29 protein-coding genes are annotated in these 24,082 nt (G+C 68.8%); 28 read left to right on the plus strand and 1 reads right to left on the minus strand.

Translation table 11 applies throughout. From position 1 onward, the window contains the following. Window positions 1–121: 121 nt before the first annotated feature. The 28 genes from flgB (at window position 122) to QF206_RS02820 (ending at window position 23,794) form a co-directional block, all read left to right on the plus strand. Window positions 122–466 (plus strand): flagellar basal body rod protein FlgB, encoded by a 345-nt coding sequence (flgB, locus tag QF206_RS02685; RefSeq protein ID WP_281487651.1) that lies wholly within the window; start codon window positions 122–124, stop codon window positions 464–466. After that, a complete protein-coding gene (locus QF206_RS02690; RefSeq protein ID WP_281487652.1) occupies window positions 463–858 on the plus strand; it encodes a flagellar basal body rod protein FlgC in 396 nt (131 codons plus the stop codon). Before flgB ends, QF206_RS02690 begins: the two co-directional genes overlap by 4 nt. After that, window positions 855–1,187, plus strand: a complete 333-nt coding sequence (gene fliE, locus QF206_RS02695; protein ID WP_422785341.1) for a flagellar hook-basal body complex protein FliE — start codon at window positions 855–857, stop codon at window positions 1,185–1,187. The genes QF206_RS02690 and fliE overlap by 4 nt, the downstream gene beginning before the upstream one ends. Then, window positions 1,187–2,830: a flagellar basal-body MS-ring/collar protein FliF gene (fliF, locus tag QF206_RS02700; RefSeq protein WP_281487653.1), complete on the plus strand. Its 1,644-nt coding sequence runs from the start codon at window positions 1,187–1,189 to the stop codon at window positions 2,828–2,830. Before fliE ends, fliF begins: the two co-directional genes overlap by 1 nt. Next, complete coding sequence (gene fliG / locus QF206_RS02705; protein ID WP_281487654.1) at window positions 2,827–3,855, plus strand: flagellar motor switch protein FliG; 1,029 nt, start codon at window positions 2,827–2,829, stop codon at window positions 3,853–3,855. The genes fliF and fliG overlap by 4 nt, the downstream gene beginning before the upstream one ends. Continuing rightward, complete coding sequence (locus QF206_RS02710; protein WP_281487655.1) at window positions 3,845–4,450, plus strand: FliH/SctL family protein; 606 nt, start codon at window positions 3,845–3,847, stop codon at window positions 4,448–4,450. The genes fliG and QF206_RS02710 overlap by 11 nt, the downstream gene beginning before the upstream one ends. Continuing rightward, window positions 4,450–5,802 carry a FliI/YscN family ATPase gene (locus tag QF206_RS02715; RefSeq protein ID WP_422785342.1) on the plus strand — a complete coding sequence of 451 codons (1,353 nt, stop codon included), beginning with the start codon at window positions 4,450–4,452 and terminating at the stop codon, window positions 5,800–5,802. The genes QF206_RS02710 and QF206_RS02715 overlap by 1 nt, the downstream gene beginning before the upstream one ends. Beyond that, window positions 5,799–6,239: a hypothetical protein gene (locus QF206_RS02720; RefSeq protein ID WP_281487656.1), complete on the plus strand. Its 441-nt coding sequence runs from the start codon at window positions 5,799–5,801 to the stop codon at window positions 6,237–6,239. Before QF206_RS02715 ends, QF206_RS02720 begins: the two co-directional genes overlap by 4 nt. Further along, window positions 6,236–7,687: an NlpC/P60 family protein gene (locus QF206_RS02725; RefSeq protein WP_281487657.1), complete on the plus strand. Its 1,452-nt coding sequence runs from the start codon at window positions 6,236–6,238 to the stop codon at window positions 7,685–7,687. Before QF206_RS02720 ends, QF206_RS02725 begins: the two co-directional genes overlap by 4 nt. A 25-nt stretch (window positions 7,688–7,712) precedes the next feature. After that, window positions 7,713–8,162 carry a flagellar hook capping FlgD N-terminal domain-containing protein gene (locus tag QF206_RS02730; protein WP_281487658.1) on the plus strand — a complete coding sequence of 150 codons (450 nt, stop codon included), beginning with the start codon at window positions 7,713–7,715 and terminating at the stop codon, window positions 8,160–8,162. A gap of 82 nt (window positions 8,163–8,244) precedes the next feature. Next, window positions 8,245–9,414 (plus strand): flagellar hook protein FlgE, encoded by a 1,170-nt coding sequence (locus QF206_RS02735; protein WP_281487659.1) that lies wholly within the window; start codon window positions 8,245–8,247, stop codon window positions 9,412–9,414. Between the two features lie 136 nt (window positions 9,415–9,550). Further along, on the plus strand, window positions 9,551–11,176 hold the full coding sequence (locus tag QF206_RS02740) for an HNH endonuclease signature motif containing protein (protein WP_281487660.1): 1,626 nt from the start codon (window positions 9,551–9,553) through the stop codon (window positions 11,174–11,176). Between the two features lie 224 nt (window positions 11,177–11,400). Continuing rightward, window positions 11,401–11,856, plus strand: a complete 456-nt coding sequence (locus QF206_RS02745) for a DUF4383 domain-containing protein (RefSeq protein ID WP_281487661.1) — start codon at window positions 11,401–11,403, stop codon at window positions 11,854–11,856. Between the two features lie 124 nt (window positions 11,857–11,980). Continuing rightward, window positions 11,981–12,433, plus strand: coding sequence for a hypothetical protein (locus QF206_RS02750; RefSeq protein WP_281487662.1), 453 nt, complete (start codon window positions 11,981–11,983; stop codon window positions 12,431–12,433). 87 nt (window positions 12,434–12,520) lie between these two features. Continuing rightward, a complete protein-coding gene (locus QF206_RS02755) occupies window positions 12,521–12,793 on the plus strand; it encodes a flagellar FlbD family protein (RefSeq protein WP_281487663.1) in 273 nt (90 codons plus the stop codon). Beyond that, window positions 12,793–13,584 (plus strand): motility protein A, encoded by a 792-nt coding sequence (locus tag QF206_RS02760; RefSeq protein ID WP_281487664.1) that lies wholly within the window; start codon window positions 12,793–12,795, stop codon window positions 13,582–13,584. The genes QF206_RS02755 and QF206_RS02760 overlap by 1 nt, the downstream gene beginning before the upstream one ends. Next, a complete protein-coding gene (locus QF206_RS02765) occupies window positions 13,581–14,396 on the plus strand; it encodes an OmpA/MotB family protein (RefSeq protein WP_281487665.1) in 816 nt (271 codons plus the stop codon). The genes QF206_RS02760 and QF206_RS02765 overlap by 4 nt, the downstream gene beginning before the upstream one ends. 110 nt (window positions 14,397–14,506) lie before the next feature. Then, window positions 14,507–15,430, plus strand: a complete 924-nt coding sequence (locus QF206_RS02770; protein ID WP_281487666.1) for a flagellar motor switch protein FliM — start codon at window positions 14,507–14,509, stop codon at window positions 15,428–15,430. Then, on the plus strand, window positions 15,427–16,125 hold the full coding sequence (gene fliN / locus QF206_RS02775) for a flagellar motor switch protein FliN (RefSeq protein WP_281487667.1): 699 nt from the start codon (window positions 15,427–15,429) through the stop codon (window positions 16,123–16,125). The genes QF206_RS02770 and fliN overlap by 4 nt, the downstream gene beginning before the upstream one ends. A 6-nt stretch (window positions 16,126–16,131) precedes the next feature. Further along, window positions 16,132–16,869 (plus strand): flagellar biosynthetic protein FliO, encoded by a 738-nt coding sequence (locus QF206_RS02780; protein WP_281487668.1) that lies wholly within the window; start codon window positions 16,132–16,134, stop codon window positions 16,867–16,869. Window positions 16,870–16,895: 26 nt separating this feature from the next. Next, window positions 16,896–17,729, plus strand: coding sequence for a flagellar type III secretion system pore protein FliP (gene fliP / locus QF206_RS02785; RefSeq protein ID WP_281487669.1), 834 nt, complete (start codon window positions 16,896–16,898; stop codon window positions 17,727–17,729). Next, window positions 17,729–18,001, plus strand: coding sequence for a flagellar biosynthesis protein FliQ (fliQ, locus tag QF206_RS02790; protein WP_281487670.1), 273 nt, complete (start codon window positions 17,729–17,731; stop codon window positions 17,999–18,001). Before fliP ends, fliQ begins: the two co-directional genes overlap by 1 nt. Window position 18,002: 1 nt before the next feature. Then, window positions 18,003–18,764, plus strand: a complete 762-nt coding sequence (locus tag QF206_RS02795; protein ID WP_281487671.1) for a flagellar biosynthetic protein FliR — start codon at window positions 18,003–18,005, stop codon at window positions 18,762–18,764. Next, window positions 18,761–19,942, plus strand: coding sequence for an EscU/YscU/HrcU family type III secretion system export apparatus switch protein (locus tag QF206_RS02800; RefSeq protein ID WP_281487672.1), 1,182 nt, complete (start codon window positions 18,761–18,763; stop codon window positions 19,940–19,942). The genes QF206_RS02795 and QF206_RS02800 overlap by 4 nt, the downstream gene beginning before the upstream one ends. A 50-nt stretch (window positions 19,943–19,992) precedes the next feature. Further along, window positions 19,993–22,071 carry a flagellar biosynthesis protein FlhA gene (locus QF206_RS02805; protein WP_422785353.1) on the plus strand — a complete coding sequence of 693 codons (2,079 nt, stop codon included), beginning with the start codon at window positions 19,993–19,995 and terminating at the stop codon, window positions 22,069–22,071. 9 nt (window positions 22,072–22,080) lie between these two features. Next, complete coding sequence (locus QF206_RS02810) at window positions 22,081–22,311, plus strand: carbon storage regulator (RefSeq protein WP_281487674.1); 231 nt, start codon at window positions 22,081–22,083, stop codon at window positions 22,309–22,311. Between the two features lie 74 nt (window positions 22,312–22,385). Next, a complete protein-coding gene (locus tag QF206_RS02815) occupies window positions 22,386–23,150 on the plus strand; it encodes a DsbA family protein (protein WP_281487675.1) in 765 nt (254 codons plus the stop codon). Window positions 23,151–23,152: 2 nt separating this feature from the next. Beyond that, window positions 23,153–23,794: a vitamin K epoxide reductase family protein gene (locus QF206_RS02820; protein ID WP_281487676.1), complete on the plus strand. Its 642-nt coding sequence runs from the start codon at window positions 23,153–23,155 to the stop codon at window positions 23,792–23,794. Window positions 23,795–23,825: 31 nt separating this feature from the next. Here QF206_RS02820 and QF206_RS02825 read toward each other — a convergent pair whose 3' ends face one another. Further along, a complete protein-coding gene (locus tag QF206_RS02825; protein WP_281487677.1) occupies window positions 23,826–24,065 on the minus strand; it encodes a hypothetical protein in 240 nt (79 codons plus the stop codon). Window positions 24,066–24,082 lie beyond the last annotated feature (17 nt).

Here is a 24,082-nt window from a genome sequence, read left to right on the forward strand (position 1 = left end):
GAAACGGCGCTCGCTAACGCTTCGCGGTCGACTGCCGATAGCTGTAATCGAGCACGGATCGCTCAATGCCAGGCCATGGATCGGCCGCCCTTCGACATACAACGCCGAATCGGGAACTGCAGTGTTCGAATCCGTGTCTTTCAATGCGCTGAGCAGCGCACTCGACGGGCTCGCGCAGCGCCAGCGGGCCATCGCCAACAACATCGCAAACGTCAACACGCCGGGCTATACGGCCAGGCGTGTGCAGTTCGAATCGGCCCTCGCCTCCTCGGTGGCCGCAGGCAATGGACGCGCTGCGGCAAGCGAGGGCCGCTCGCTCGAGCCGACGCGTCTCGACGGTAACAATGTGAACCTCGAGACCGAGACACTGTCGAATATCGACACCGTGCTTCGCTACCAGTTCGCGACGCAGGCCATCAGCGGCAGCTTCAACTCGATCCGCGCCGCGATGAGGAGCAACTCGTGACCTTCGACGCGCTCGGCATCGCAGGCACAGGCATGACGGTGCACCGGAAGTGGCTTGACGCCGTCGCCGACAATCTGGCGAACATCAACACGGCCCGGCCCACAGACGGGGCGGCGTTCCAGGCCCGATACCTCATCGCGCGCGAAGGCGCAGACGGGTCGGGCGTATACGTCGAAGGCGCAGCCTGGGGCGACCCGGAGGGGCGCATGGTGCACGACCCCCAGCACCCGCTCGCGGACGAAGCCGGTTACGTGCGATACCCAGACATCGACATGGCGGCGCAGATGGGCCAGCTCATCCTCGCCCAGCGCGGGTACCAGGCCAGCGCCGCGGTGATCGAGCGCGCGCGGTCGAGCTACGAGGCGGCGTTGCAGATCGGCAGGCAGGCATGACGTTACCCATCGGCGCGATCGGTGACGCGCTGCCCGGCATCGCCGCGATGCCCGCGATGCCCGGAATGCGCGCCACGGACGCCGTTCGCGGCACCGAGGGTGCGTCGGGCGAGGGGTTCGCGGCGGCGCTCGGCCGCGCCGTCGACGGCACCCAAGCGCTGCAAGCCGAGTCGAAGACCTTCGCCATCAAGGCGGTGACGGGTGAACTCACCGACATCCACGCGGCGACCATCGCCTCGAGCCGGGCCCAAGTCACCCTCGAGCTGGTTGCGGCGATCCGGAACAAGGGCGTCGATGCGTTCAACGAGATCATGCGGATGCAGGCCTGATGCCCCAGGCCGTCACCTCCCTGTTCCAGCGCGCCCGCGCGGTGGTCGCCGGGTTCAGCATTGCGCAGCGCACCATCGCGCTCATCGGTATCGCCGTGCTCGCGCTCGGCATCGTCGCGCTCGGATCGTGGCTGTTGCGTCCCGCCTATTCCCCACTGTTCACCGGGCTGAGCGCCGCGGACGCGAGCGCGATCGTCGAGCAACTGCGTGCTGAGGGCGTGCCTTATGAACTGCAGGCCGGCGGGTCGACCATCCTCGTGCCTGAGGCGCACGTCTACGACCAGCGGCTGAAGGCCGCGGCGGCGGGGATGCCGAGCGCGGGCGCCAGCGGGTACTCGCTGCTCGACCAGATGGGCGTGACAGCGTCCGAGTTCCAGCAATCGGTCACCTACAAGCGTGCGCTCGAGGGTGAGCTCGCGGCGACGATCGGTGCCATGCAGGGCGTGCGCACGGCATCCGTGCGACTGGCGATTCCAGAAGAGACGGTATTCGTTGCGCAGAAGGCCGACCCCACGGCCAGTGTCTTCATCGAGACCTCGCAGGGCACGACCCTCTCGAACGAACAGGTGCAGGCGATCGCGCATCTCACCTCGGCGGCCGTCGAGGGCATGCCGGTCGAGAACGTCGCGATCATCGACGCCGACGGCACGGTGCTGTCGGCCGTCGGCACGGGCACGGCCGGAACCGCCGACCAGCGCGCCGGCGATTACGAGAGCCGCGTTCGCACCGCGGTGCAGGCGATGCTCGACCGCGTCGTCGGCACAGGCAACGCGACGGTCGTCGTGGCGGCAGAGCTCAGCCTCTCTACCGGTGAGCGACTCGAGGAGACCTACACCAACCCCGAGGGCGCACCCGCGATCAACGAATCGACGACGACCGAGCAGTACACCGGCAACGGCGACACCGCTGCGGGCGTGCTCGGCCCCGACAACATCGCGGTGCCCGGGAATGCGCAGGGCGGCGCGTACAACTCGGAGACCAGCACGAGGAACAACGCGCTCAACCGAGTGACCGAGTCGACCGTGCGACCGGCGGGCGAACTCGTGCGCCAGAGCGTCTCGGTCGCGGTCGATAGTGCCGCGGCGGAAGGGATCGGCGCGGCAGACCTGCGGGCGCTCGTCGCCAGTGCTGCTGGGATCGACACCGACCGTGGCGATTCGGTGACCGTCGAACTCGTGCCCTTCAGCCAGGCCGCTGCCCAGCAGGCCGCCGCAGAGCTTGAGGCTGCGCGAGACGCGGCCTTTCAGGAACAGCTCTGGCGCATTGCGACGATCGTCATGATCGCCCTGGCGATCCTCCTGCCACTGCTGCTCGCCGTGGTGATGATGAAGCGCCGCGGGCGCGGGCGCCACGTCGCCGTGCCGGCCGCCATTGAGGCGCCGCCCACCGCGCCGCTCGACTACCAGGAGGTCGTGCCGCCGCCCGTGGACGATGAGCCGGAGCTTCCCGAGGTGATTTCGGCCGCGCGCCGCCGTGCCGAGATCGAGTCGCTCGCCGCGCGCGACCCTGAGCGCACGGCCGACTTCCTCCGCGGGCTCATGGCAGAGCAACCTTCACTCACCGCCGTGCCGCAACTCTCCGTGGGCGAACCCGCGGCGGTGACCGCCTCCGTGCCGACGACTCCGATCGAGGCGGCCAGATGACGACAGCAGTCATCACGGCTGCCGAGCAGCTGACCGGAGTACAGAAGGCGGCGATCGTGCTGCTCAACCTCGACCCTGCCGCCGCTGCGCAGGTCATGTCGAAGTTCACCGAGGCTGAAGCCGAAGAGATCGCCGCCGAGATCACCCGCCTTGGACGGGTCGCCCCTGAGGCGGTCGAGCGGGCCTTCAGCGAGTTCCACGACATCGCGCGGCATGGTCGGGTCGCGTCGCGCGGTGGCCACGATGTGGCAGCAGGGCTCCTTGAAGCGTCGTTCGGTGCTGAGCGTGCCGCGGGAGTCATGAACCGGGTGGCGTCGAGTCTTGCCGGCAAGTCGTTCGAGTTCCTCGAAACCCTCGATCCGGCGCAGGTCGCAGGGCTGCTCGAGAGCGAGCTGCCTCAGACCGTCGCGCTCGTGCTCGCCCACCTTCGTCCCGACCGGGCTAGCTCGGTGTTCGGGGTGCTGCCCGAAGAGGCTCGTGCCGATGTCGCGCAGGCCCTCGCCACTATGGGATCTGCAGCACCGGATGCCGTGCAACTCGTGGCCGACACCATGAAGCTGCGCGTGGGGGCGGTCGCGGCGCTGCGCGAGGCCGAGGCGGTCGGCGGCGTGCAGCCGCTCGTCGACATCATCAACCGCGCCGATGTGACGATCGAGAAGTCTCTGCTGAGCGAACTCGACGAGCGTGACCCGGAGCTCGCGGAGGCCGTGCGGTCCCGCATGCTGACCTTCGCCGACATCACACGGCTCGAACCGCGCGATGCGCAGCTGGTGCTGCGAGGCGTCGACGCCGCGACCTTGGCGCTCGCGCTGAAGGGCGCTCCCGAAGCCGTCTCGTCGGTGATTCGCGCGAACCTCACTGAGCGCAACCGCGAGGTGCTCGACGGCGAGCTCGAATTGCTCGGGCCCGTGCGGCTCTCGCAGGTCGAAGAGGCCAGGGCGGAGATCGTGCGCACGATTCGGGACCTCGAAGCGCAGGAGGCGATCACCGTGCAGCGCGGCGACGAGGAGGAGTATGTCTACTGACATCGCCTTCGCTCGACTTGAGTACCCCGCGGTGCACGATGCCGAGCACAAGCGTCGTGCCGCAGGGGCGGTCGCGGAGGGGTTCTCGGCGGGGTACACGGCCGGCATGCGCGCCGCGAGAGCCGAGCTTGAACATGAATTGGCCCGTGTGAAAGCGGAGGCGGAGGCGTCCGCCCGCGCGATGGCGGAGGCGCAGGAGCAGCGTGTCGCTGCCCTGACCACCGCTTCCGAGGTGTTGCGGCAACGCGCCGCGGAGCTCACGGGAGACGCGCAAAGCCTGCTCCTGCGAGCGACCGTCGAGTTGAGCGAAGCGGTGCTCGGCACCGAGCTGCGCGATGGTGAGCACGCGGCGAGGGCGGCCCTGAGTCGTGTGCTGGCCCATCCGGATGCCGGCGAGGCGGTGGGCATCCGCATGCACCCCGTCGACGCGGCGCTCCTGAGAGCGGGATCGGCCGAGTCGTTGCCGCCGATCGTGGACGATGCATCGCTCGATCGCGGTGACGCGATCGCCGATCTGCCCGAGGGGTGGATCGACGCCAGGCTCCGCTTCGCGTTCGAACGTGCGAAGGCCTGCCTCGAGGAGATGACGCCGTGATGCCGGCGACGCGAGCGGCATCCGCCTCAGGGATGCGACCAGCCATTGAAGCGGCGCTCCACCGCGCCCGACGCTCGGCGGCTCCGCACCGCGTGGGGCGGCTGTCGTCGATGGTCGGGTTGAGCCTCGAGGTCACGGGGCTCGACGCGGCGATCGGCGAAGTCATCATGATCGACGATGCGGCGCCCGTCGCAGCAGAAGTCGTCGCGGCATCCACTGGTCGCGTGCGATGCATGCCGCTGACCAACCCGTCCGCGCTCCGGGTCGGCGCACCGGCGCGCCGGCAGGCGCATCCCTCGCTCGTGCCCACCGGTGCCACTCTGCTCGGACGCGTGCTCGATGGTCTCGGTCGCCCCATCGACGGTCTCGGCCCACTGCGCCCTTCGTCGTGGGTGTCGCTCACCAATGACCCGCCAGGACCGTTGGAGCGCACCCCCATCGCCACCGCGCTGCCGCTCGGCGTGCGCGTGCTCGACACCCTGACACCGGTGGGACGCGGGCAGCGCCTCGGGCTCTTCGCAGGCTCAGGGGTGGGGAAGTCGTCGCTGCTGTCGATGATCGCGCGGGGCTCGACGGCAGAGGTGACGGTGATCGCCTTGATCGGCGAGCGCGGTCGCGAGGTTCGCGAGTTCCTCGAGCATGACCTCGGCCCAGAGGGGCTCGCACGCTCGGTCGTCGTCGTATCGACCTCGGACGAGCCCGCGCTGATGCGCCTGCGCGCCGCGTTCCTCGCCACCCGCATCGCCGAGACCTTCCGGGACGACGGGGCCGACTGCGTGCTCATGATGGACTCGCTCACCCGTGCGGCGGCCGCCCAGCGCGAGATCGGGCTCACGGCAGGCGAGCCGCCCGCGACGCGCGGCTATCCGCCGTCGACGTTCTCGATGCTCGCACGCCTGCTCGAGCGCGCCGGGCCCGCCAAGAGCGGCTCGATCACCGGTATCTACACCGTGCTCGTTGACGGCGACGATCACAATGAGCCGGTCGCAGACGCAGCGCGGTCGATCCTCGACGGCCACATCGTGCTCACCCGCGAATTGGCCGTCGCAGGGCATTTCCCTGCGGTCGACCCCCTCGCCTCGGTGTCGAGACTGTCCAGTCGATTGACGGATGCCGAGCAGCGCGCCGCGCAGACCGCATTGCGACGCGTGCTCGCCGCGCGCGCCGGTTCCCGCGACCTCATCGACGTCGGCGCGTATCACGCTGGAACGAATCCCCGCATCGATGCCGCGCTGCGGCACTCCGATGCCATTGAGGCATTCCTGACGCAGCGCCTCGACGAACTCGTTCCGGCCGACCGGGCCTGGGCTGAGTTGCAGGGACTCGCCGCGCTTCTCGGGGCCGCAGCATGAAGGCCGCGTCGCCCCTGCTCTCGCTGCTGCGCTTGCGCCGGTCCGAGGCTGATCGCGCCGCGCAGGAACTCGCCGCCCGCCGACGGCGGTCCGAGGAGCTGCAGGCGAGGTCCGCCGCCCTGCAGCACGAACTGGGCCTGCTGCCGCTGGAGCCCACATCGCCGCACGCGCTCGCAGCGCTGGCAGCGTCGCGGGCGGCGATGAGCAGCATGCTGGCAGCCCTGGCCGCGGCGAGCGCGGCACAGAATCGCTCGGTAGGCGAAGCGGAGGCGGAGCACCGAGCTGCTCTCCAGCGCAGCCGCGCACTCGAGCGGGTGACCGAGGAACATGCTCGGCAGGCCGAGCAGGCAGCGCAGCACGCCGAGCAACTGCGCCTCGACGAGGTGGCCGGGCTGCGAGGCGCGCTCCGCGCGGCTGACGAAGGGGGAGTCGTATGACCGTGCCGCAGATCGCACCGGCATCCGCCGGTATCGGCGCCATCGAATCGCGCGTATCAGAACTGCGCACGCTGCTCGACCGAGTGCACTCGCGCGGCACGCCAGGACCGACCGAGAGCGCCTTCGCCGGCTCGCTCGCCCGCGCGCTCGGCGCGAACCCGAGCTCGGCGGTCGGGCTCGCCGTCGATGGTGCGCACGGGGCAGGCGGAGGAGAGGCGATCGTCGCGGCGGCGAAGCGATACCTCGGTGTGCCGTACGTGTTCGGGGGCGAAGACCGGAGCGGGATGGACTGCTCAGGGCTGGTGCAGCGCGTGTTCGCCGATCTCGGCATCGACGTGCCACGGCTCGTGCGGCACCAGCAGCATCTCGGCACTGAGGTGAGTTCGCTCGCGGATGCGCAACCGGGCGACCTCATCGTGACGCACAACGCCGACCACATCGTCATCTATGCCGGAGACGGGCAGATCATCCACGCGCCGTATGCGGGCCGCACGGTGTCTCTGCAGCCCAACTACCTCACGGATGCCGACATCAAGACCATCAGGCGGGTAACCGTGCCGGGCGCGGCACCCGTGCAGACCGCGCCTGCCGCCTTGCCGCTCGTGAGCGGCCCTGCCACCACCGCTGATGCCGCGGCGGCCGTCGCCTCGGTGCTCGGCGCGATGCCCGGCGCGGCCGGGGGTAGCGGTTTCGGCGCACCCGTGGACGGATTCGCCTCGCTCATGAGCGCGAGCTCGCCGGCGGGAAATGCGGCAGCAGAGGCGGCGCGTCTTACATCGACTCTCGGCGCTGCGCCGACCCCGCTGATGCGAGACGCGGGCACTGCGGGTGGGTCCCTGCTCGGCGCCGCCGCAGCTGCCGCGGGAACGCCGACCTTCGCAGCGCCCGCGCCTGATGCGCCTGCCGAGGCCCAGGCCACGTCTGCCCCGAGGGGCGCGCACGCAACGCTTGCAGAACAGCTGGGTCGGCCGATCCTCGCGCTCGCCTCGCGCGGGGCCGGTGAGCACACCGTGACGCTCAGCGTGCAGCCCGAGCAGCTCGGACCGGTCACCGTGCGCGCGAACATCGGCACCGACGGCATCCGCATCGAACTCCTCGCACCGGACCAGGGCCGGGAAGCGCTTCGGGGGATGCTGGGCGATCTTCGACGCGAACTCGGGATGCTGCACGCCGGAGCGCGACTCGACCTCGCCGATGCCTCCACCTCGAATGGCGGCGGCCAGGGCAGCGCTGCCCGCGACGCCGGGTCGGCGGCCGGATCGTTGAACGGCGAGTCGCGCGATGCAGGAACGGGTGAGCATGGCCACGCGAGCAGTGGGGCCCCTGTTGATCGCGCGGCCGCGGAGCTCGCGGCATCCGACTCGGCGCTGCCCGTCACCGAGGCGCGACCCACTGCACTGCCGGTCTCACTGACTGGGCTCGGCGCGACCATCGACCTGTTGACCTGACCGGATTGCTGAACGGAGCCACAAGATGACGATCGACGCACTCGGCGGAGCTTCCGGCGTGCACGCCGGCAGCGGCCGCCCGGTCGAGCGCAAGCAGACCATCGACAGCGAGGTGTTCCTGCAGCTGCTCGTCACGCAATTGCGCAATCAAGACCCGAGCTCGCCGATGGACACCAATCAGATGATCGCGCAGAGCACCCAGCTCGCGATGATGGAGCAACTGACGGCCCTGGCGCGCACCGGCGAGGAATCATTCTCGCTGCAGATGCGCAGCACTGCGGCGGCGTTGATCGGTCAGACGGTCGAGTATCTCGACGCTGACGGCGCGGCTCGTTCAGGGCTCGTGTCGTCCGTGTCGTTCGCCGGCGCGGTGCCCGCGCTCGTGATCGATGGCAGGTCGATCGTACTCGACGCGGTCACAGCAATCCCACCCGTCCCCGGCAGCACGCCCGGCGCAGCGCCCGGCGCCGCGTAGACCGCGCGACCGCCTCCACGAACCGACGGATGCCGCGGCATCCACCTCCGAACTTCCGAAACTCGACCGAAAGGGCACCACAATGCTCCGCTCCCTGTACTCCGGCATCTCGGGACTGCGCTCGCACCAGACCATGCTCGATGTGACCGGCAACAACATCGCAAACGTCAACACCACCGGCTTCAAGGGATCCGCCACGCAGTTCCAGGACACGCTGTCGCAGCTCGTGCAGGGCGCGGGTCGCCCCGCCGCGAACGTGGGTGGCACCAACCCGGCACAGGTCGGCCTCGGTGTTCAGGTGGCCGGCATCACCACGAACTTCTCGCAGGGCTCGGCCCAGATGACCGGCCGCAGCACTGACATGATGATCGCCGGAGACGGCTTCTTCGTCGTGCGGCAGGGCACCGAGACGCTCTACACGCGTTCGGGCGCGTTCGACTTCGATGCGCGGGGTCGGCTCGTGACGGCTGACGGCGCGTTCGTGCAGGGGTGGGCCGCCGCGGGTGGCACCGTCAGCGCTGGTGGCCCGGCCGGCCCGATCACGCTGCCGCTCGGGGCGATCGCGCCCGCGGTCGCGACCACCACAGCGAGCCTCGGCGGCAACCTGCCTTCGGATGCAACCGTGGGCGACCAGCTCGTTCGCGAGGTCGAGGTGTTCGACGCGGCGGGCAACGGCCGGATGCTGAGCTTCACGTTCACCAAATCGGCCGCGGGCTGGGACGTGAGCGGCGACGACGGCAGCGGCGCGGTCACCGCCTCACTGACGTTCACCGACGGTGTGCTGGACGCTGCGCCGGCCATGACCATCGGCGGTGTGGCGGTCGACTTCGGTGCGGTGACGGGCTACGCGGGGCTCACCACGGCCACGGTCACTGGGCAGGACGGCCGCAACGCAGGCACACTCGAATCCTTCTCGCTCGCGAAAGACGGATCGATCGTTGGCGCGTTCAGCAACGGAGCGACCGAGGTGCTCGCGCAGCTCGCGCTGGCCAACTTCGTCAACCCTGTGGGGCTCGAAAAGGCCGGAGCATCGTCGTACCGCGCCACCCTGAACTCGGGTGCCGCGGCGCTTGGCACGGCAGGTAGTGAGGGTCTCGGGCTAGTGCTCGGTAGTGCGCTTGAGATGTCGAACGTCGACCTCTCGCAGGAGTTCACCAACCTGATCGTCGCACAGCGCGGGTTCCAGGCGAACGCCCGCATCATCACCACGTCGGACGAGGTGCTGCAGGAGCTCACGAACCTCAAGCGGTAGTTCTACGCTTGGGCGGCGGGCCTGAGCCGGCGTGCGACATTTCCTCCACAGGGGTCGTCTTCTCCACAGGAAAGCGGCTGCTGATCTGGGTTTTTCGCGGATCTTGAATGTCGGTGGCTGGTGACAGCATCGGGTCATGGTTCACCGATCGGGCGAGGGCGACGCGGCTTCTGGCGCCGCCGCTGCGGCAGGCGCGGTCGATGCTGCGCTGCTGCCTGCGGGGCTGGTGGCGTTCGTTGAGGCGCAGCACGCTCGGATCGAGAGCGCGGATGACGCTGGGCTGATCGAGCTGCTCGAGGTCGCGGAGCGCGCCGGCCGGCTTCTTGACTCGCTTCGGGTCTCGGTCGCTGGTGAGATTGGTCATCGGTCTCGTTCGAGCCTTGGCGGGGAGTCGATGGCGAGACGTCACGGTTGTCGCACCTCGGTCGAGTTGGTGCAGCGCGTCACCGGCGTCAGCGCGGTGACCGCGCAGCGCCGCCTGCGGCTGGGCGAGCGGCTCACGCCAGAGACGACGCTCACCGGCGAGACGGTGCCGCCGGCGTTTCCGACCGTCGGGGCGGCGCTGCGGGAGGGTCGGATCGGCGTTGATGCAGCGACGGCGATCGTGACCACGTTCGGGCCGCTGCTGGATCGTGTGACGCCGGTGGAGGATCGTGACCTGGTGCCCGCCGGGGGTGTGCTCGAGGTTGACTTCGTCGCGGCGGAGGCGGCGGTCACCGGCTCGGCGGGCGAGTTCCATGCTGATGAGGTGCGGGTGCAGGCGCAGGTGTGGCGGGCCGCGATCGACCCTGACGGTGCGCTCATCTCGGATGAGCAGGCGATGGCGCGCCGGTTCTTGCGGTTGGGTCGGGCCAAGGGCGGGTTGATCCCGATCACCGGGATGCTGATGCCCGAGGTCGCCGCGTCCCTGCAACGGCAGTTGGATGCGCACCTGTCACCGCGACGCCAAGTCGCGTTCGAGCACTCCGATTCGGTTTCGGGCGCGGATGCCGACAGTTTGTGCGTCTCGAGCACGGCGGGACAGCGAGGGGCGTGGGCGGCCTCGGATCCTGCGGCTGCCTCGGGCGCCAACCGTGCCGGCGGGGCTGCAGCGGGCGTCGGAGCGGGGGTGACGGTCGCGTCCGATCTTGGTGGCGCCCCGGTCTACGGTGGTTCGAACGATCTCGTGAAGCCGGATCCGCGGTCCTTCGATCAGCGCCGGCATGATGTGCTGGCCAGCATTCTCGATACCGCCGCCCGCGCCGCCGACGCGCCGACCATCGGTGGGGCACCGCCGACGGTGATCGTCGCCGTCCAGCACCGCGACCTCGACCGGGGCAGCGGGGCGGCGATGGTCGATGGCATCAGCGAGCCGGTGAGCATGGTCAAGGCCCGCGCCTACGCCTGCGACGGCGGCATCCAACAGGCGATCATGAACACGCACGGCGGGATCATCTCCCTCAGCAGCCCGCAACGCGTGTTCACCCCGCAGCAACGACGGGCGATCACCCTCCGCGACAGCGGGTGCGTGATCCCCGGCTGCAGCATCACCGCTGCATGGTGCGAGCTCCACCACGTCACGCCCGCCAGCCACGGCGGACCAACCAGCGTCGAGAACGGGGTGAGCCTTTGCTACTTCCACCACCGCACCATCGACACCAGCGGCTGGCGGATCAGCATGCGCCACGGCACCCCATGGGTGAAACCCCCGCCATGGCTCGACCCGACCGGCACCTGGCGACCCAGCACCAAATCCCGCATCCGCATCGCAATGCGAACATGAGAGGAGACGAGCGTTCATCGTCCTCTGAAGCAAATCCCACAGCGCCTCGCTCAACGAGCGTCGCGGCTGCAAGCGCGTCCGCGGTGTCGTGAGCGGAGACTCAGAGGGCGTCGAAGCGCCGGGAAGTGGGAGAAGCGCCTTCTGATCTGGGATAAAGATTCGTTGGTCTCTAGCGAGGCTCCCGTGCGGGGGGTTCAATGTGCCCAAACACGGAGGAGCTCATCATGGCTACCAATGTCGCGTACGGTTACGCGGAAACCGCAGTGCAGAAAGTGTCGATGATCTACGGAATCGTCTTCCTGGTCGTCGGCATCGCGGGGTTCATCCCCGGGATCACCACCAACTACGACACGATGCAGTTCGCGGGGCATGACTCCGAAGCTTTGCTGCTCGGCCTGTTCCAAGTCTCGATCCTGCACAACATCGTCCACATTCTGTTCGGCATCGCGGGCCTCGCGTTCGCACGGAGTGTCACCGGCTCGCGCGGGTTTCTGATCTGGGGCGGCGTCATCTACGCGGTGCTGTGGCTCTACGGCCTGTTCTTCCAGGGCGAGCACGTCGCAAACTTCGTGCCCCTGAACAACGCGGACAACTGGCTGCACCTGATCCTCGCCGTCACCATGCTGCTCTTCGGCCTCCTGCTGAACCGCGATACCCGCACGCGCGACGTGACCGTGTAGAGCTGCGTTCCAGCCTCGCAGGCTGACCGGACGTCGGTCGCTACCTCGTGCTCGCCTTTGAAAGCCGATGGAGGGCCGTGCCCTACTGCCCGCTCGGGCATCGCTTCTTCGCTAGCATCACGGCATGCGGGTCGCGCTGAGCTTGATGCTCGTGGTGCTCTTGTCCGGCTGTGCCAGAGGTGCGGTCCACGATGAAGGTGGGCACTCAGGTCCGAGGCCACCTTCCGAGAAGCCTGCGGCCGAGCCGTGCGTTGTGGTGTCCCAAACGACGCTGGCCGCGTTGAACACCTCGATTGCCAAGCGGGATGCCCGTAACTCTTTGCAAACGGCGCTTGCTCGCCACGACGCTGCAACGGGGAGTTGGTTCATTGTCGGGGCGTACACGGGCCCTGCAGGCGCGGGCGAAGGTGCTCTTGGAATATGGTCCACGGACAGCGACGCCACGAGTGACGATTTCGACGGAATGCTCTGGTCTGTCGACGGCGGGGCAGCCCAGCACTCCGACAGCCCGCAGGGTCGTCATCACCTCGACGAACGTGGTCACGCCATCCTCGGTTGCGCGCCGCTGCTGCCTTGACGACAGTTCCTGCTAACGCTCCGTGCTCAGCGACCGAGAGTAGGGAGTGCCGGGCGGCTACGTTCCACGCCCTGCGGGAGAAGAGGCATGCTCGAGGTCACGCGGCTCAATGGGAGTCGGTTCGCGCTGAACCCTGACCTCATCGAACGGGTGCACGCCGCGCCCGACACGACGATCGTCATGATCGACGGCTCGCGATACATCGTCGCCGAGACCGTGGCCGAGGTGATCGACCGCGCCGAAGCGCAGCGGGCCCGCGTGCTTGCGCGCGCGCTCTCGTTCGGCGCTCAGTCGTTCGGCGCTCAGTCCTTCGAAGCTCAGTCCTTCGGAGCTCAGTCCGCTCCAGAGGGGGTGCGCTGATGGATCCCGCGATGATCATCGGTCTCGCACTCGCCTTCGGCTCGCTGCTGGCGATGATCTTCCTCGAGGGAGCGAGCGTCACCTCGCTGCTCATCCCAGCGCCGATGATCCTCGTCTTCGGTGCGACGATCGCGGTCGCCATCGCGAGTTCCACGATTCGCGACAGCATCCTCGCGGTTAAGGCGCTGCCGCACGCCTTCCGCGGCAAGCTGCCCTCGAACGACGCGCTCATCGAGCAGCTGGTGCACCTTGCCGAGGTCGCTCGTCGCGAGGGGCTGCTCGCACTGGAGCGAGAGGCGGAGAGCGTCGACGACCCCTTCCTGAAGCGGGCACTGCAGCAGATCGCCGATGGCACGGATGCCGAAGAGCTTCGCGACTCCCTCGAAGACGAGCTCGACACTCGCGACCGCAAGAACCGCACGGCGGCGAAGTTCTTCAGCGTCATGGGCGGGTACGCGCCCACGATCGGCATCATCGGCACGGTCGTGTCGCTCACCCACGTGCTCGAATACCTCGAGTCGCCAGAGACGCTCGGTCCAGCCATCGCCACCGCATTCGTCGCGACCCTGTGGGGCCTGCTCTCCGCCAACTTCATCTGGCTGCCGATCGGCACACGCCTCAGTCGCCTGGCCGACCTCGAGCTCGACCAGCTCAGCCTGGTGCTCGAAGGCGTCATGGCCGTGCAGGCGGGCGCCCAGCCGAGGCTTCTCGGTGAGAAGCTGCGCGCCATGGCGCCCGAGCGCAGTTCCGCGGCGCCCGCCAAGCAGAGCAGCCTGCAAGAAGCGGCGTGACCGTGCGCCGAGAGCGGAGTGCGGGGAAGCCGGGGCGCACGCGCCGCCGCTACGGCGGAGAAGGTGCTGGCCACGACGGACCGGACGAGCGCTGGATGGCCTCGTACCTCGATATGGTCACCGTGCTCATGTGCCTGTTCATCGTGCTCTTCGCGATGTCCACCGTCGACCAGGAGAAGTACGAGGAACTGCGCGCGTCGCTGCAGAACGGCTTCGGCATCGAGGAGAGCGACGATCCCGACGCGATCCCGGTGACGACCGTGATCCCGGAGACAGTGGAGGACGACGAGGAGGCGCTCCGCGCAGCCGCTGAGCGCGAGCTTCACGACCTCATCGCCCTGCGAGACCGCATCAGCGCCGACCTCACCAGGCACGGCATCGCCGAGAACGTGCGCTTCGACATCGACTCCCGCGGCCTCACGATTCGGCTCGTCGGCGCTGAGACCTTCTTCGACGGCAACAGCGCGGCGCTCCGGCCGCTCGCGCAGAACGTGCTCGGAGTGATCGCACCGGCGATCTCCGGCATCCCGAACCAGGTCTCGATCGAGGGGCACGCCGAGCCCGAGGGCGACTCGGGGCCGTACGCGACCGACTGGGAGCTCTCCGCCGACCGGTCGACCAAAGTACTTCGCCACATGGTCGAGCGTCTGTCGATCGCGGCGACTCGGGTCAGCTCGATCGGCTACGGCTCGGCACGCCCGGTGGAAACCGATGGGGCCGCCGACCGCTCACTGAATCGCCGTGTCGACATCGTCGTGCTCTCCGACGAGTCGGAAGAGGTCCGCAACCTCATCCCGGCGCTCCTCGACTGACCGCCGCCTCATGGTCGGCTCCGCGCATCCAGAGCCGACGCCCTCCGGTGGAGCCGATCGAGCGGATGCCGCGGCTAACCAACGCCGCTCGGCGGCCGATAGTCGCGCATGTGACGGTCCAGGAACACGTGGGCGGCGGCGTGCCCGCAAGCCCCTTGCGCAGCATTGAGCTGTACGACTTCCGGCGCCCGTCGACCCTCGCCCGAGAGCACAGTCGCGTGCTCGAGCTCGCGTTCGAGACCTTCGCACGCCAATGGGGCACTCAACTCACGAGCCGCGTGCGCGCGATGGCACAGGTGAGCTGCGAGCAGGTCATCATGACCCGCTACGACGACTACGCGGCATCCCTGCCGCCGACGACCGCCATGGTGCTCTGCACCATCGAGGGGCACCAGTCGAAGGCCGTCGTGCAGTTCCCGACCTCCGCCGGGCTTTCGTGGATCGGCTCGATGCTCGGCGGCACGGTCACCGGAGCGGTGCCCGAGCGGCAGTTCACCGCGGTCGAGCAGGCGCTGCTCGGCAAGGTGATGGAGCAAGCGCTCGAAGACCTCGGCTACAGCCTCGGGGCGCTCCTTCCGGCTGCACTCGCGGTTGAGAAGGTGCACTACAACTCGCAATTCGCCCAGGCGGCGCCTACGGCAGAGCTCATGATCGTTGCCCGGTTCTTCATCCGAGTCGGGGAGAACCTCGCGCCTGCGACGGTCGCGATCCCGGCCGACACGATCCTGCCGCAGTTGGGGGGAGCCGCCATCGCGGTGAACCAGGCCGAATCGCACGCCGCGCTTCGGTCGCAGCTCGGCGAGGTGCCGGTCACGGTCGGTGCCCGCTTCGCCCCCGTCACGATCACACCCGAGCGGGTGCTCTCGCTCGCGGTGGGCGATGTCCTGCGCCTGCCCCATCCGCAGCACCGCCCGCTCAGGCTCGCCGTCGACGGCGAACCCCTCGCGACCGCGGCAGTGGGCCGCAGCGGCACCCGGCTCGCCTGCATCGTCGTCACCACCGAAGAGAACACACGAGTGGAGAACCCCGCATGAGTCCCACGCTCACCCTTCACAATGACGCGGCTGACGCGCTCGTCCGGCTGCTTCCGAGCACTGTGCCCCTGCAGGCCGTCCCGGTCGACGACCGCGGGCTCGTGACCCAGCGCGCAGCCAGTGCGATCACCGCGGACTTCGTCGGTACGGCATCGGCAAGGCTTGCGATCGTGCTCGCTCCCGAGGGCGACCTTGCAGCGATCGCCGGCACGACGACACCGCTCGTGTCGAGCGCCGATGTCGTGCGTCCCGCGCTCGAGGCGGCGGCGGCGGTGCTCGGCGAAGGTGTGCTCGGTGAGCCGGCGAGCGGGGACGCCTCCGACCTCATCGCAGACCCCCAGACGGTGCTCTTCGAGCTGGCAGCCGCAGGACGGCCTGCGGGCTGGTTCGCTCTTCGTCTGCGCGAGCAGCCATCTCCGTCGCCTGTGCGAGCGGTGCCATCGCTCGATCGCTTGGCCCGCATTCACAACGTCGAGATGGCGCTGACTGTCGAGATCGGGCGCACGCGGATGTCGGTGCGCGACGTGCTGGGCCTGGAACCCGGAGCGGTGGTCGAACTCGACCGCTCCGCCGGCGCACCGGCGGATGTGCTGCTCAATGGCCGCTTGATCGCGCGCGGCGAGATCGTCGTCATCGATCAGGACTACGCCGTTCGGGTGACCGAGATCCTCGATACGGCCGAGACGCTGAGCTGAGCCGCATTGGACGAGTTTCTGCTCGCACTCCGCGTGCTGCTCACCCTGGCGGCCCTGCTCGCCGTGCTGTGGTGGGTGCAGCGACGGGTCGCCAGGCGCCAAGCGGCAAAGCGTGAAGCGCCTGCGATCGCGGTGGTCAGCAGGCAGGCGCTCACCCCGAAGGCCCAAGCGGTGATGATCGAGGCCGATGGCCGTCGGCTCCTGCTCGGCGTGACCGAGCACTCCGTGACAGTGCTGCACGCGGATGCCGATGCACCGCCCGCTGAGACTGCTTCGTCCGCCGGCGATGTGGCGAGACGAGCCCGACTGACGCTCGCACCCTCCGTCGCCGCATCCGACCTCGCCGCATCCGACGCTCCGGACGCCGAGCTTCCCCCCGCTCTGGCGGATGTGACATCGTTCGAAGCCGCGCTGGCCCGAGCGGCCGCGAACCGCGATGGAGCTGCCGCGAACCGCGATGGAGCTGCCGCGAACCGCGATGGAGCTGCCGCGAACCGCGATGGAGCTGCCGCGAACCGCGATGGAGCTGCCGCGAACCGCGATGGAGCTGCCGCGAACCGCGATGGAGCTGCCGCGAACCGCGATGGAGCTGCCGCGAACCGTGGAGCCCCGCAGCCCACCGCTCAGCAGGCGGAGGCAGAGCCGCTGCGCCGGCCGCGCAACAACCGCCGACGCATCACGCCCGAGACCGTCGGCTGGCGCGCATACGGCGGTGAACTGCTCCGAGTGGCGCGAGGGCGATGACGGCGAGGGCGATGACGGCAAGGTCGATGACACTTCGCCGTGCCGGGGTGCTGCTCGCCGGCATCCTGCCGATCACCCTGCTTCTGCTGTTGGCGGGAGCAGTGCCGGCCGCGTACGCCGCGCCCGGTGACCCGGATGAGCCGATCGCTCCGACACCGCCCACCGCCCCCGCTGACCCAGGCACGGGGAACGGCTTCAGCGTCGAGATCAACGGGCCCGATGGCGAACCCTCGGCGGCCGTCGTCACCCTGATCGCGATCACGCTGCTCTCAGTCGCGCCGGCGCTGCTGCTCATGATGACGTCGTTCACGAAGATCTTCGTGGTGCTCGCCATGGCCAGGAACGCCCTGTCGCTGCCCTCGATTCCACCGAACCAGGTGCTCGCGGGGCTCGCGCTGTTCCTGTCGCTATTCGTGATGGCGCCGGTCATCGGCGAGATCAACGACGTCGCCGCACAGCCCTATATGAACGGCGCGATCACCTTCGAGCAGGCGCTCGAGCTCGGCGTCGCGCCACTGCGGGAGTTCATGTTCGCCTTCACGCGCGAAGAGGACCTCGCGCTCATGACTCGCGTCGGAGGCCTCGAGAACCCGGAAGGCCCTGCCGACGTCGCGCTCACCACGCTCATCCCGGCGTTCATGCTCTCCGAGTTGCGCGCGGCCTTCATCATCGGCTTCGTGGTGTTCATCCCGTTCCTCGTGATCGACCTGGTCGTGGCGGCCGCGCTCATGTCGATGGGCATGATGATGCTGCCCCCGGTCATGATCTCGCTGCCGTTCAAGATCCTGCTCTTCGTGCTCGTCGACGGCTGGGGCCTCATCGTCACGGCGCTCGTCGGCAGTTACATGGGGGCCCGCTGATGGACGGCGGGGCGGTCCTCGACATCGCGCTCCGCGGACTCGAGATCACGGCCAAGCTCGCTGCGCCGATCCTCATCACTGCGCTCGTCGTCGGCTTCGCGATCTCCCTGCTGCAGTCGATCACGCAGATCCAGGAGATCACCCTCTCATTCGTTCCCAAGGCCGTCGCGGTCGCCATCGCGCTGGTCGTGGCGGGGCACTGGATGATCTCCGAGCTCGTCTCGTTCACGCACGAGTTGTTCGCCCGCATCCCGACCCTGCTCGGCGGCTGAGATGCCGATCTCGATCGACTACGGGTGGCTGCAGCAGTTCATGCTCGCGGCCGTGCGAGTGACCCTGTTCCTCGTCATCGCACCGCCATTCGCCTACCGGGGATTCCCCGCGCGGGTGAAGGCGATGCTTGCCATCGGGCTCGCACTCGCGTTGTCACCCCAGTTCGCGACACCGGCCGGCGCGGCGGGCGCCGGCGAGTTCATCACGGCACTGACGGTCGAGGCGGTGGGGGGCGCCGTGCTGGGTCTGCTCGTCATGGTCGTCTTCGCCGCGGTGCAGTCGGCCGGGAACCTCATCGACGTGTTCGGCGGGTTCCAACTCGCGCAAGCCTTCGACCCGCAGGCGATGGTCAATGGCGCGCAATTCACCCGGCTGTTCCAGTTCGTCGCGCTCGCCCTGCTCTTCGTCACCGGCGGGTATCAGCTCATCCTCGCCGGGCTCGCGCGCAGCTTCACCGCCGTGCCGCCTGGAGGATCGGTCGAGTTCTCTGACCCGGTGGCGCTCGCTGCAACGCTTGTCACCGAGCTGTTCCTCGCCGCGGTGCAGATCGCCGGCCCGCTCCTGATCGTCTTGTTCCTCGCCGATGCGGGGCTCGGACTGCTCACGAGGGTGGCTCCGGCACTGAACGCCTTCGCTCTCGGGTTCCCGCTGAAGATCCTCGTGACACTGATGCTCGTGCCGATCGTGGTCGTCGCGATTCCGCATGTGATCGACTCGCTCACGCGTGACGCCCTCGCGTTGCTTCCGGGGGCGGGCCGATGACCGACACCGGGGAGCGCACCGAACAAGCCACGCCGAAACGGATGCGTGAGGCTCGGCGCAAGGGACAGCTCAGCCGCTCACAAGACCTCACCGCCTGGCTCGGCATCGCCGCCGGGGGAGCGGTGCTCCCCGGCACGGTCGTGCTGGGAGCCGGAGCGATGGGCGACTCCGTGCTGCGCACTGGGGGAGTGATCGCGAACCCGGAACCGGCCAGAGCGTTCGCGGTGTTCGAAGAGGCTTTGGGGGCGACGGGGAGCATCATGCTGCCGCTGCTCGCGACGGTCGCCGCGGTCGTCGTCGCTGGGGCAGCAGTGCAAGGCGGCGTGCATCTGAAGCCCCTGCGAGGGCGGTTCGAGCAGTTCGACCTCGTGAAGGGCACGAAGCGGGTCTTCGGCACGCAGGCGCTCTGGCAGGGCGCGAAAGCTCTGCTGAAGACCGCCGTCGTCGGGCTCGTGCTGGTCGCGGTGGTGCAGGGGCTCATGCCGCACCTGCTGTCGGCAGGGGCGCTGCCGATCGCCGCACTGCTGGATGCTGCGGCATCCGGCATTGGAGCACTCATCCAGGCGGCTGTGATCGCCGGCATCGCGCTCGCGATCGTCGACGTGCTCGTCGTCGCCCGACGCAATCGCAAGCACACACGCATGACCAAGCGCGAGGTGCGCGACGAGCACAAGAACAGCGAGGGCGACCCGCTCATCCGGCAGCAGCGCAGATCGAGGCAGTTGGCGATGAGCCGCAACCGCATGATCGCCGCGGTCGCGGGGGCCGATGTGGTGCTTCTGAACCCGACGCACCTCGCTGTTGGGCTCCGCTATGAGCAGGGCAAGTCGGCGCCTCGCGTGGTGGCGAAGGGTCGAGGCGTGATCGCGGCCCGCATCCGAACCGAGGCGGAGCGGCACGGAGTGCCCATGGTGCACGACAAGCCCTTGGCCCGCGCGCTGCACTCAGTGTGCGATATCGGAGACGAGATCCCAATCGAGCTGTACAACGCGGTAGCGACCGTGCTCGCCTTCGTGATGGCGCTGAAACGCCGCGGCTCGCAAGGCGGGGTGCACCGCATCGACCCGCGGGGCTCGTCACTCCCTGCTACTGAGCACTCCGCTGAAGACGTCGCCGCAAGCACTACTGCGCAAGACGATGCTCCAGCCGAAGACCGTGTTTCCGGAGGTACCAGGTGAATCGCAACTACTCGAGGCTGCTCGTTCCCGTCGGGGTGGTCGGCATCCTGATGCTGCTCATCGTGCCGGTTCCAGCGCCGATGCTCGACGTGCTGATCATCATCAACATCCTGCTCGCGCTGGTGATTCTGCTCACGACGATGTTCGCGAAGAAGCCCCTCGACTTCTCCGTGTTCCCGTCGCTGCTGCTCGCGGCCACGCTGTTCCGGCTCGGTCTGAACGTCGCGTCGACGAGGCTCGTGCTTGGCGACGCCTACGCGGGGCAGGTGATCGCCGCGTTCGGGCAGATCACCGTCGGAGGATCGATCGTGATCGGAGCGGTCGTCTTCCTCATCCTGGTCGTCATCCAGTTCATCGTGGTCACCAAGGGTGCCGAGCGCGTGGCCGAGGTTGGTGCCCGCTTCACGCTCGACGCCATGCCGGGCAAGCAGATGGCGATCGACGCCGACCTGAACGCGGGGCTGATCACCGAGGAGCAGGCCCGCGCGCGCCGTGCCGAAGTCGCGGCGGAAGCCGACTTCTACGGCGCGATGGATGGCGCCTCGAAGTTCGTCAAGGGCGACGCGATCGCCGGCATCGTGATCATCATCATCAATGTCGTCGGTGGTATCGCGCTCGGCATGGCGCAGCGGGGCATGGAGCTCGGCGATGCGGTCAACACCTACACGCTGCTGACCATCGGCGATGGACTCGTCACCCAGATCCCCGCATTGCTGATGGCGGTCGCGACGGGCATGATCGTCACCCGTTCGAACGCCGAGAACGACCTGGGGACGACCGCCTCGGCGCAGCTCGGTCAATCGCGCACCGCCCTACAGATCGCTGGCGCCGCCGCCATCGTGATGGCCTGCATCCCCGGCATGCCGATCCTCCCGTTCGTGCTGACGGGCGGCCTGCTCATCTTCACCGCCCAGCGCATCAAGGCGGCGGATGCCGCACGGGCTGACGCCCTCGAGGCGATCACGCCGCCGTCACCGGCCTCCGACACCACTGAGGAACTCATCGAGCAGATGCGCGTGCATCCTCTCGAGATCCTGCTGGCCCCCGATCTCGTCGACCTGGTCTCGGGCGCCGGCAATGATCTGCTTGGCCGCGTGAAGGCGCTCAGGCGCAAGCTCGCGCTCGAACTCGGCATCATCGTGCCGCCGGTGCGCACCCGCGACAGCGTGGAGCTCGCGGCATCCGAGTACGTGATCCGCGTGGCCGGCGTGGAGGCCGGCCGCGGTTCGGCGCCGCGCGGCACGGTGCTCGCGCTTGGGGATGGGCTCGAGGGTCTTGCGGGCACCCCCACGGTGGAACCGGTCTTCGGGCTGCCCGGCCGCTGGGTGCCGAATGAGCTCCGCCACTCGGCAGAAGTGGCTGGAGCCACCGTCATCGACCGGGTGTCGGTGCTCGTGACGCACCTCTCGCGCGTCATCACCGACAACGCGGCCCGACTGCTCACCCGCGAAGACGTGAGGCAGCTCACCGAGGGTGTGAAGCGCATCAACCCGGCCGCGGTCGAGGAGCTCACCCCGAGCCCGCTGAGCCTCGCCGAGGTGCAGCGCGTGTTGCAGAATCTGCTCTCTGAGGAGGTCGCCATCACCGACCTGTCGCGAATCTACGAGGCCATCGCACTCCGGGCTCGCGCCTCGACCGACCCAGAAGCCCTGACCGAAGCGGCGAGAGCCGCTGTCGCCCCGGCCATCGTGGCCTCGCATGCCAGCGATCGCACGCTGCGGGTCATCATGCTCGACCCGCTGTTCGAGCAGCAGTTGCTCGAGTCGCTTCGGCCGTCGGATGCCGGAAGCCAACTGCTAGTCGAACCCTCTCGGCTCGAGGGCTTCCTCGACGAGGTTCGGAGCGCGGTCGAACGGGCCGGATCGGGTGCGGGCGACCACACGGCGGCGATCGTGTGCGCGCCGGCCCTCCGGCCGGCGATGCGGCGCCTCATCGCGGCGCAAGCCGGTGGTACGCCGGTGCTCTCGTACCAGGAGGTCTCGTCGGCCTCGGTGGCGATCGAGACCGTGGGCGTCGTGCGGGGCGCACGTCCAGTGCATGATCAGGCGGCCCCGGCTGCGATCGCCGTCGGACAAGCGGGGTCTCCCTCGGGGTCTCCCTCCGGCTCTCCCGCGAGCGTGCTGGGATAGGGTGGCGAAGTGCTGGTCCTGACGCGCAAGCCCGGCGAACGGGTGCTCATCGGCGACGACATCGTGATCACGGTGCTCGAGTCGCGAGGCGACGGCGTTCGCATCGGCATCGAGGCGCCACGCGGCCTGCGGATTCAACGCGACGAGGTCGTGAAGGCCGTCGAGCAGTCGAACGCTGCAGCGGCGTCACCCGGTGATGACGCCGAGGCGCGCTTGCGCGCCGTTCTCGGCAAGTCGTAACCCCGCCGACCAATACGATGGAGCGGGCCGCAGCGCGCGGCATCCGACTCGTGGGACACGAAGGGCGATTCGCAGTGGCAGGCAACGACGACAAGATCGCGGCACGGCAGCGTGTCAATGAGCAGCGCCGCAAGCAGCAAGAAGCTGCGCGCCGCCGGCGCATCATCACGCAGATCAGTGTCGTGGTGGGCGCAGTGCTCGTCGTCGCGGCGATCGTCGTGGCAGTCGTGCTCATGAACCGCCCGGCCGGCGGAGGCGCCACACCGGAGGTCGACACCACGGTGTCGCTCGGCGGCAATGACCAGGTGCCGTTCGCCATCGAGGGCACGGCGGTTCAGGTGGGCGAGCCGGACGCACCGGTGGAGATCGACATCTTCGAGGACTACTCCTGCCCCCACTGCAAGGACTACGACGCGGCTGTCGGCGACGTGTTCTCCGAGCTGTCTGCGAGTGGCGAGGTGGTCGTGAAGCACCACCCGATCAACATCGTCACGCCCTACGGCAAGCGCGCGGGCAGCACCGCGGTCTGCGTCGCGACCGGGCAGCCCGAACTCTGGAACACCGTGCACCACGCGCTCTTCGCGAACCACGACCAGTCCACCGACGGCTGGAAGACCGGCGAGTTCCGCTCGTTCGCCGAGAGCCTGGGCGTCGACGACGCCGACACGCTCTCGTGCATCCAAGACGGCCGGTACATGGGCTGGATCGATGACAACACCGCCGACGCGCTCAACAAGCGAGGCGTGCAGGGCACTCCGGCGCTCTTCATCAACGGCGAGGCCACTGAGCTGCTGAGCGGGGACGCCCTCCGCGAGCGGGTCGCCGAGCTGGCCGGCTGACCGTGGGCCCAGAAGCAGCAGCTTCAACGCGGGCACAGGGCGGCGGAGCCGCGCTGACCCGACTCGCGATCGCGTGGGTCGTGCTCGGCGCGGTGGCGTTCGTCGCCTCGATGATTCTTGCGATCGACCGGTATCGCCTGCTCGCCGACCCGAACACCGAACTCGGCTGCGACATCAGCCCGTTCGTGGCGTGCGGTCCGGTCATGGAATCGCCCGCAGGCGCACTGTTCGGCTTCCCGAACCCGCTGCTCGGTGTCGCCTGCTTCATGATCATGATCACCTCCGGCATGGCGCTGCTCGCCGGGGCGCGTCTGCGTCCCTGGTTCTGGATCGGCATGCAGATCGGGCTGACGCTCGCCGGCGTATTCATCACGTGGCTGCAGACGCAGACGCTCTACGTGATCGAGTCGCTCTGCATCTGGTGCATGGTGGTGTGGGCGATGACGATCCCGCTGATCGTGCTGACGACCGCCCACGCGCTCGCGTACGGCCGCTTCGGCAACACCAGGGGTCGACGTCTCGGCCGCTGGATGCAGGAGTACCGATGGATGATCATCGTGCTCTGGTATCTCGTGGTGATCCTCGCGATCGCGCTGAAGTTCTACCGCGAGTTCGCGCTGATGTGGTTCGGCGTAGCGCTCTGATCGAGCTGCACCGCCGGCGCTGACCCGCGGGTCAGCGAGCGTCTGCCTGTGCCTGCCGGCGTGACCGGGTCACGCTGAACGCCAGCCGCTGCGCGCCCACGTACGAGCCGACGCCGATCACCAGGGCCGCCGCACCGCCGATCACCCAGGGCAACGACCCCTGTACTGCGGCGATGATCACGCACACCACGCCGCCGAGGGTCAGCGCGATCCCTGTGGAGGCGAGGATGCCGCTGATGAGGGCGAGTGACTTGAGGCGCGAGTGATTCACGGGGGTGGTGCTCCTTC

The organism is Ruicaihuangia caeni, from assembly GCF_029952955.1.
GTDB lineage: Bacteria > Actinomycetota > Actinomycetes > Actinomycetales > Microbacteriaceae > Ruicaihuangia > Ruicaihuangia caeni.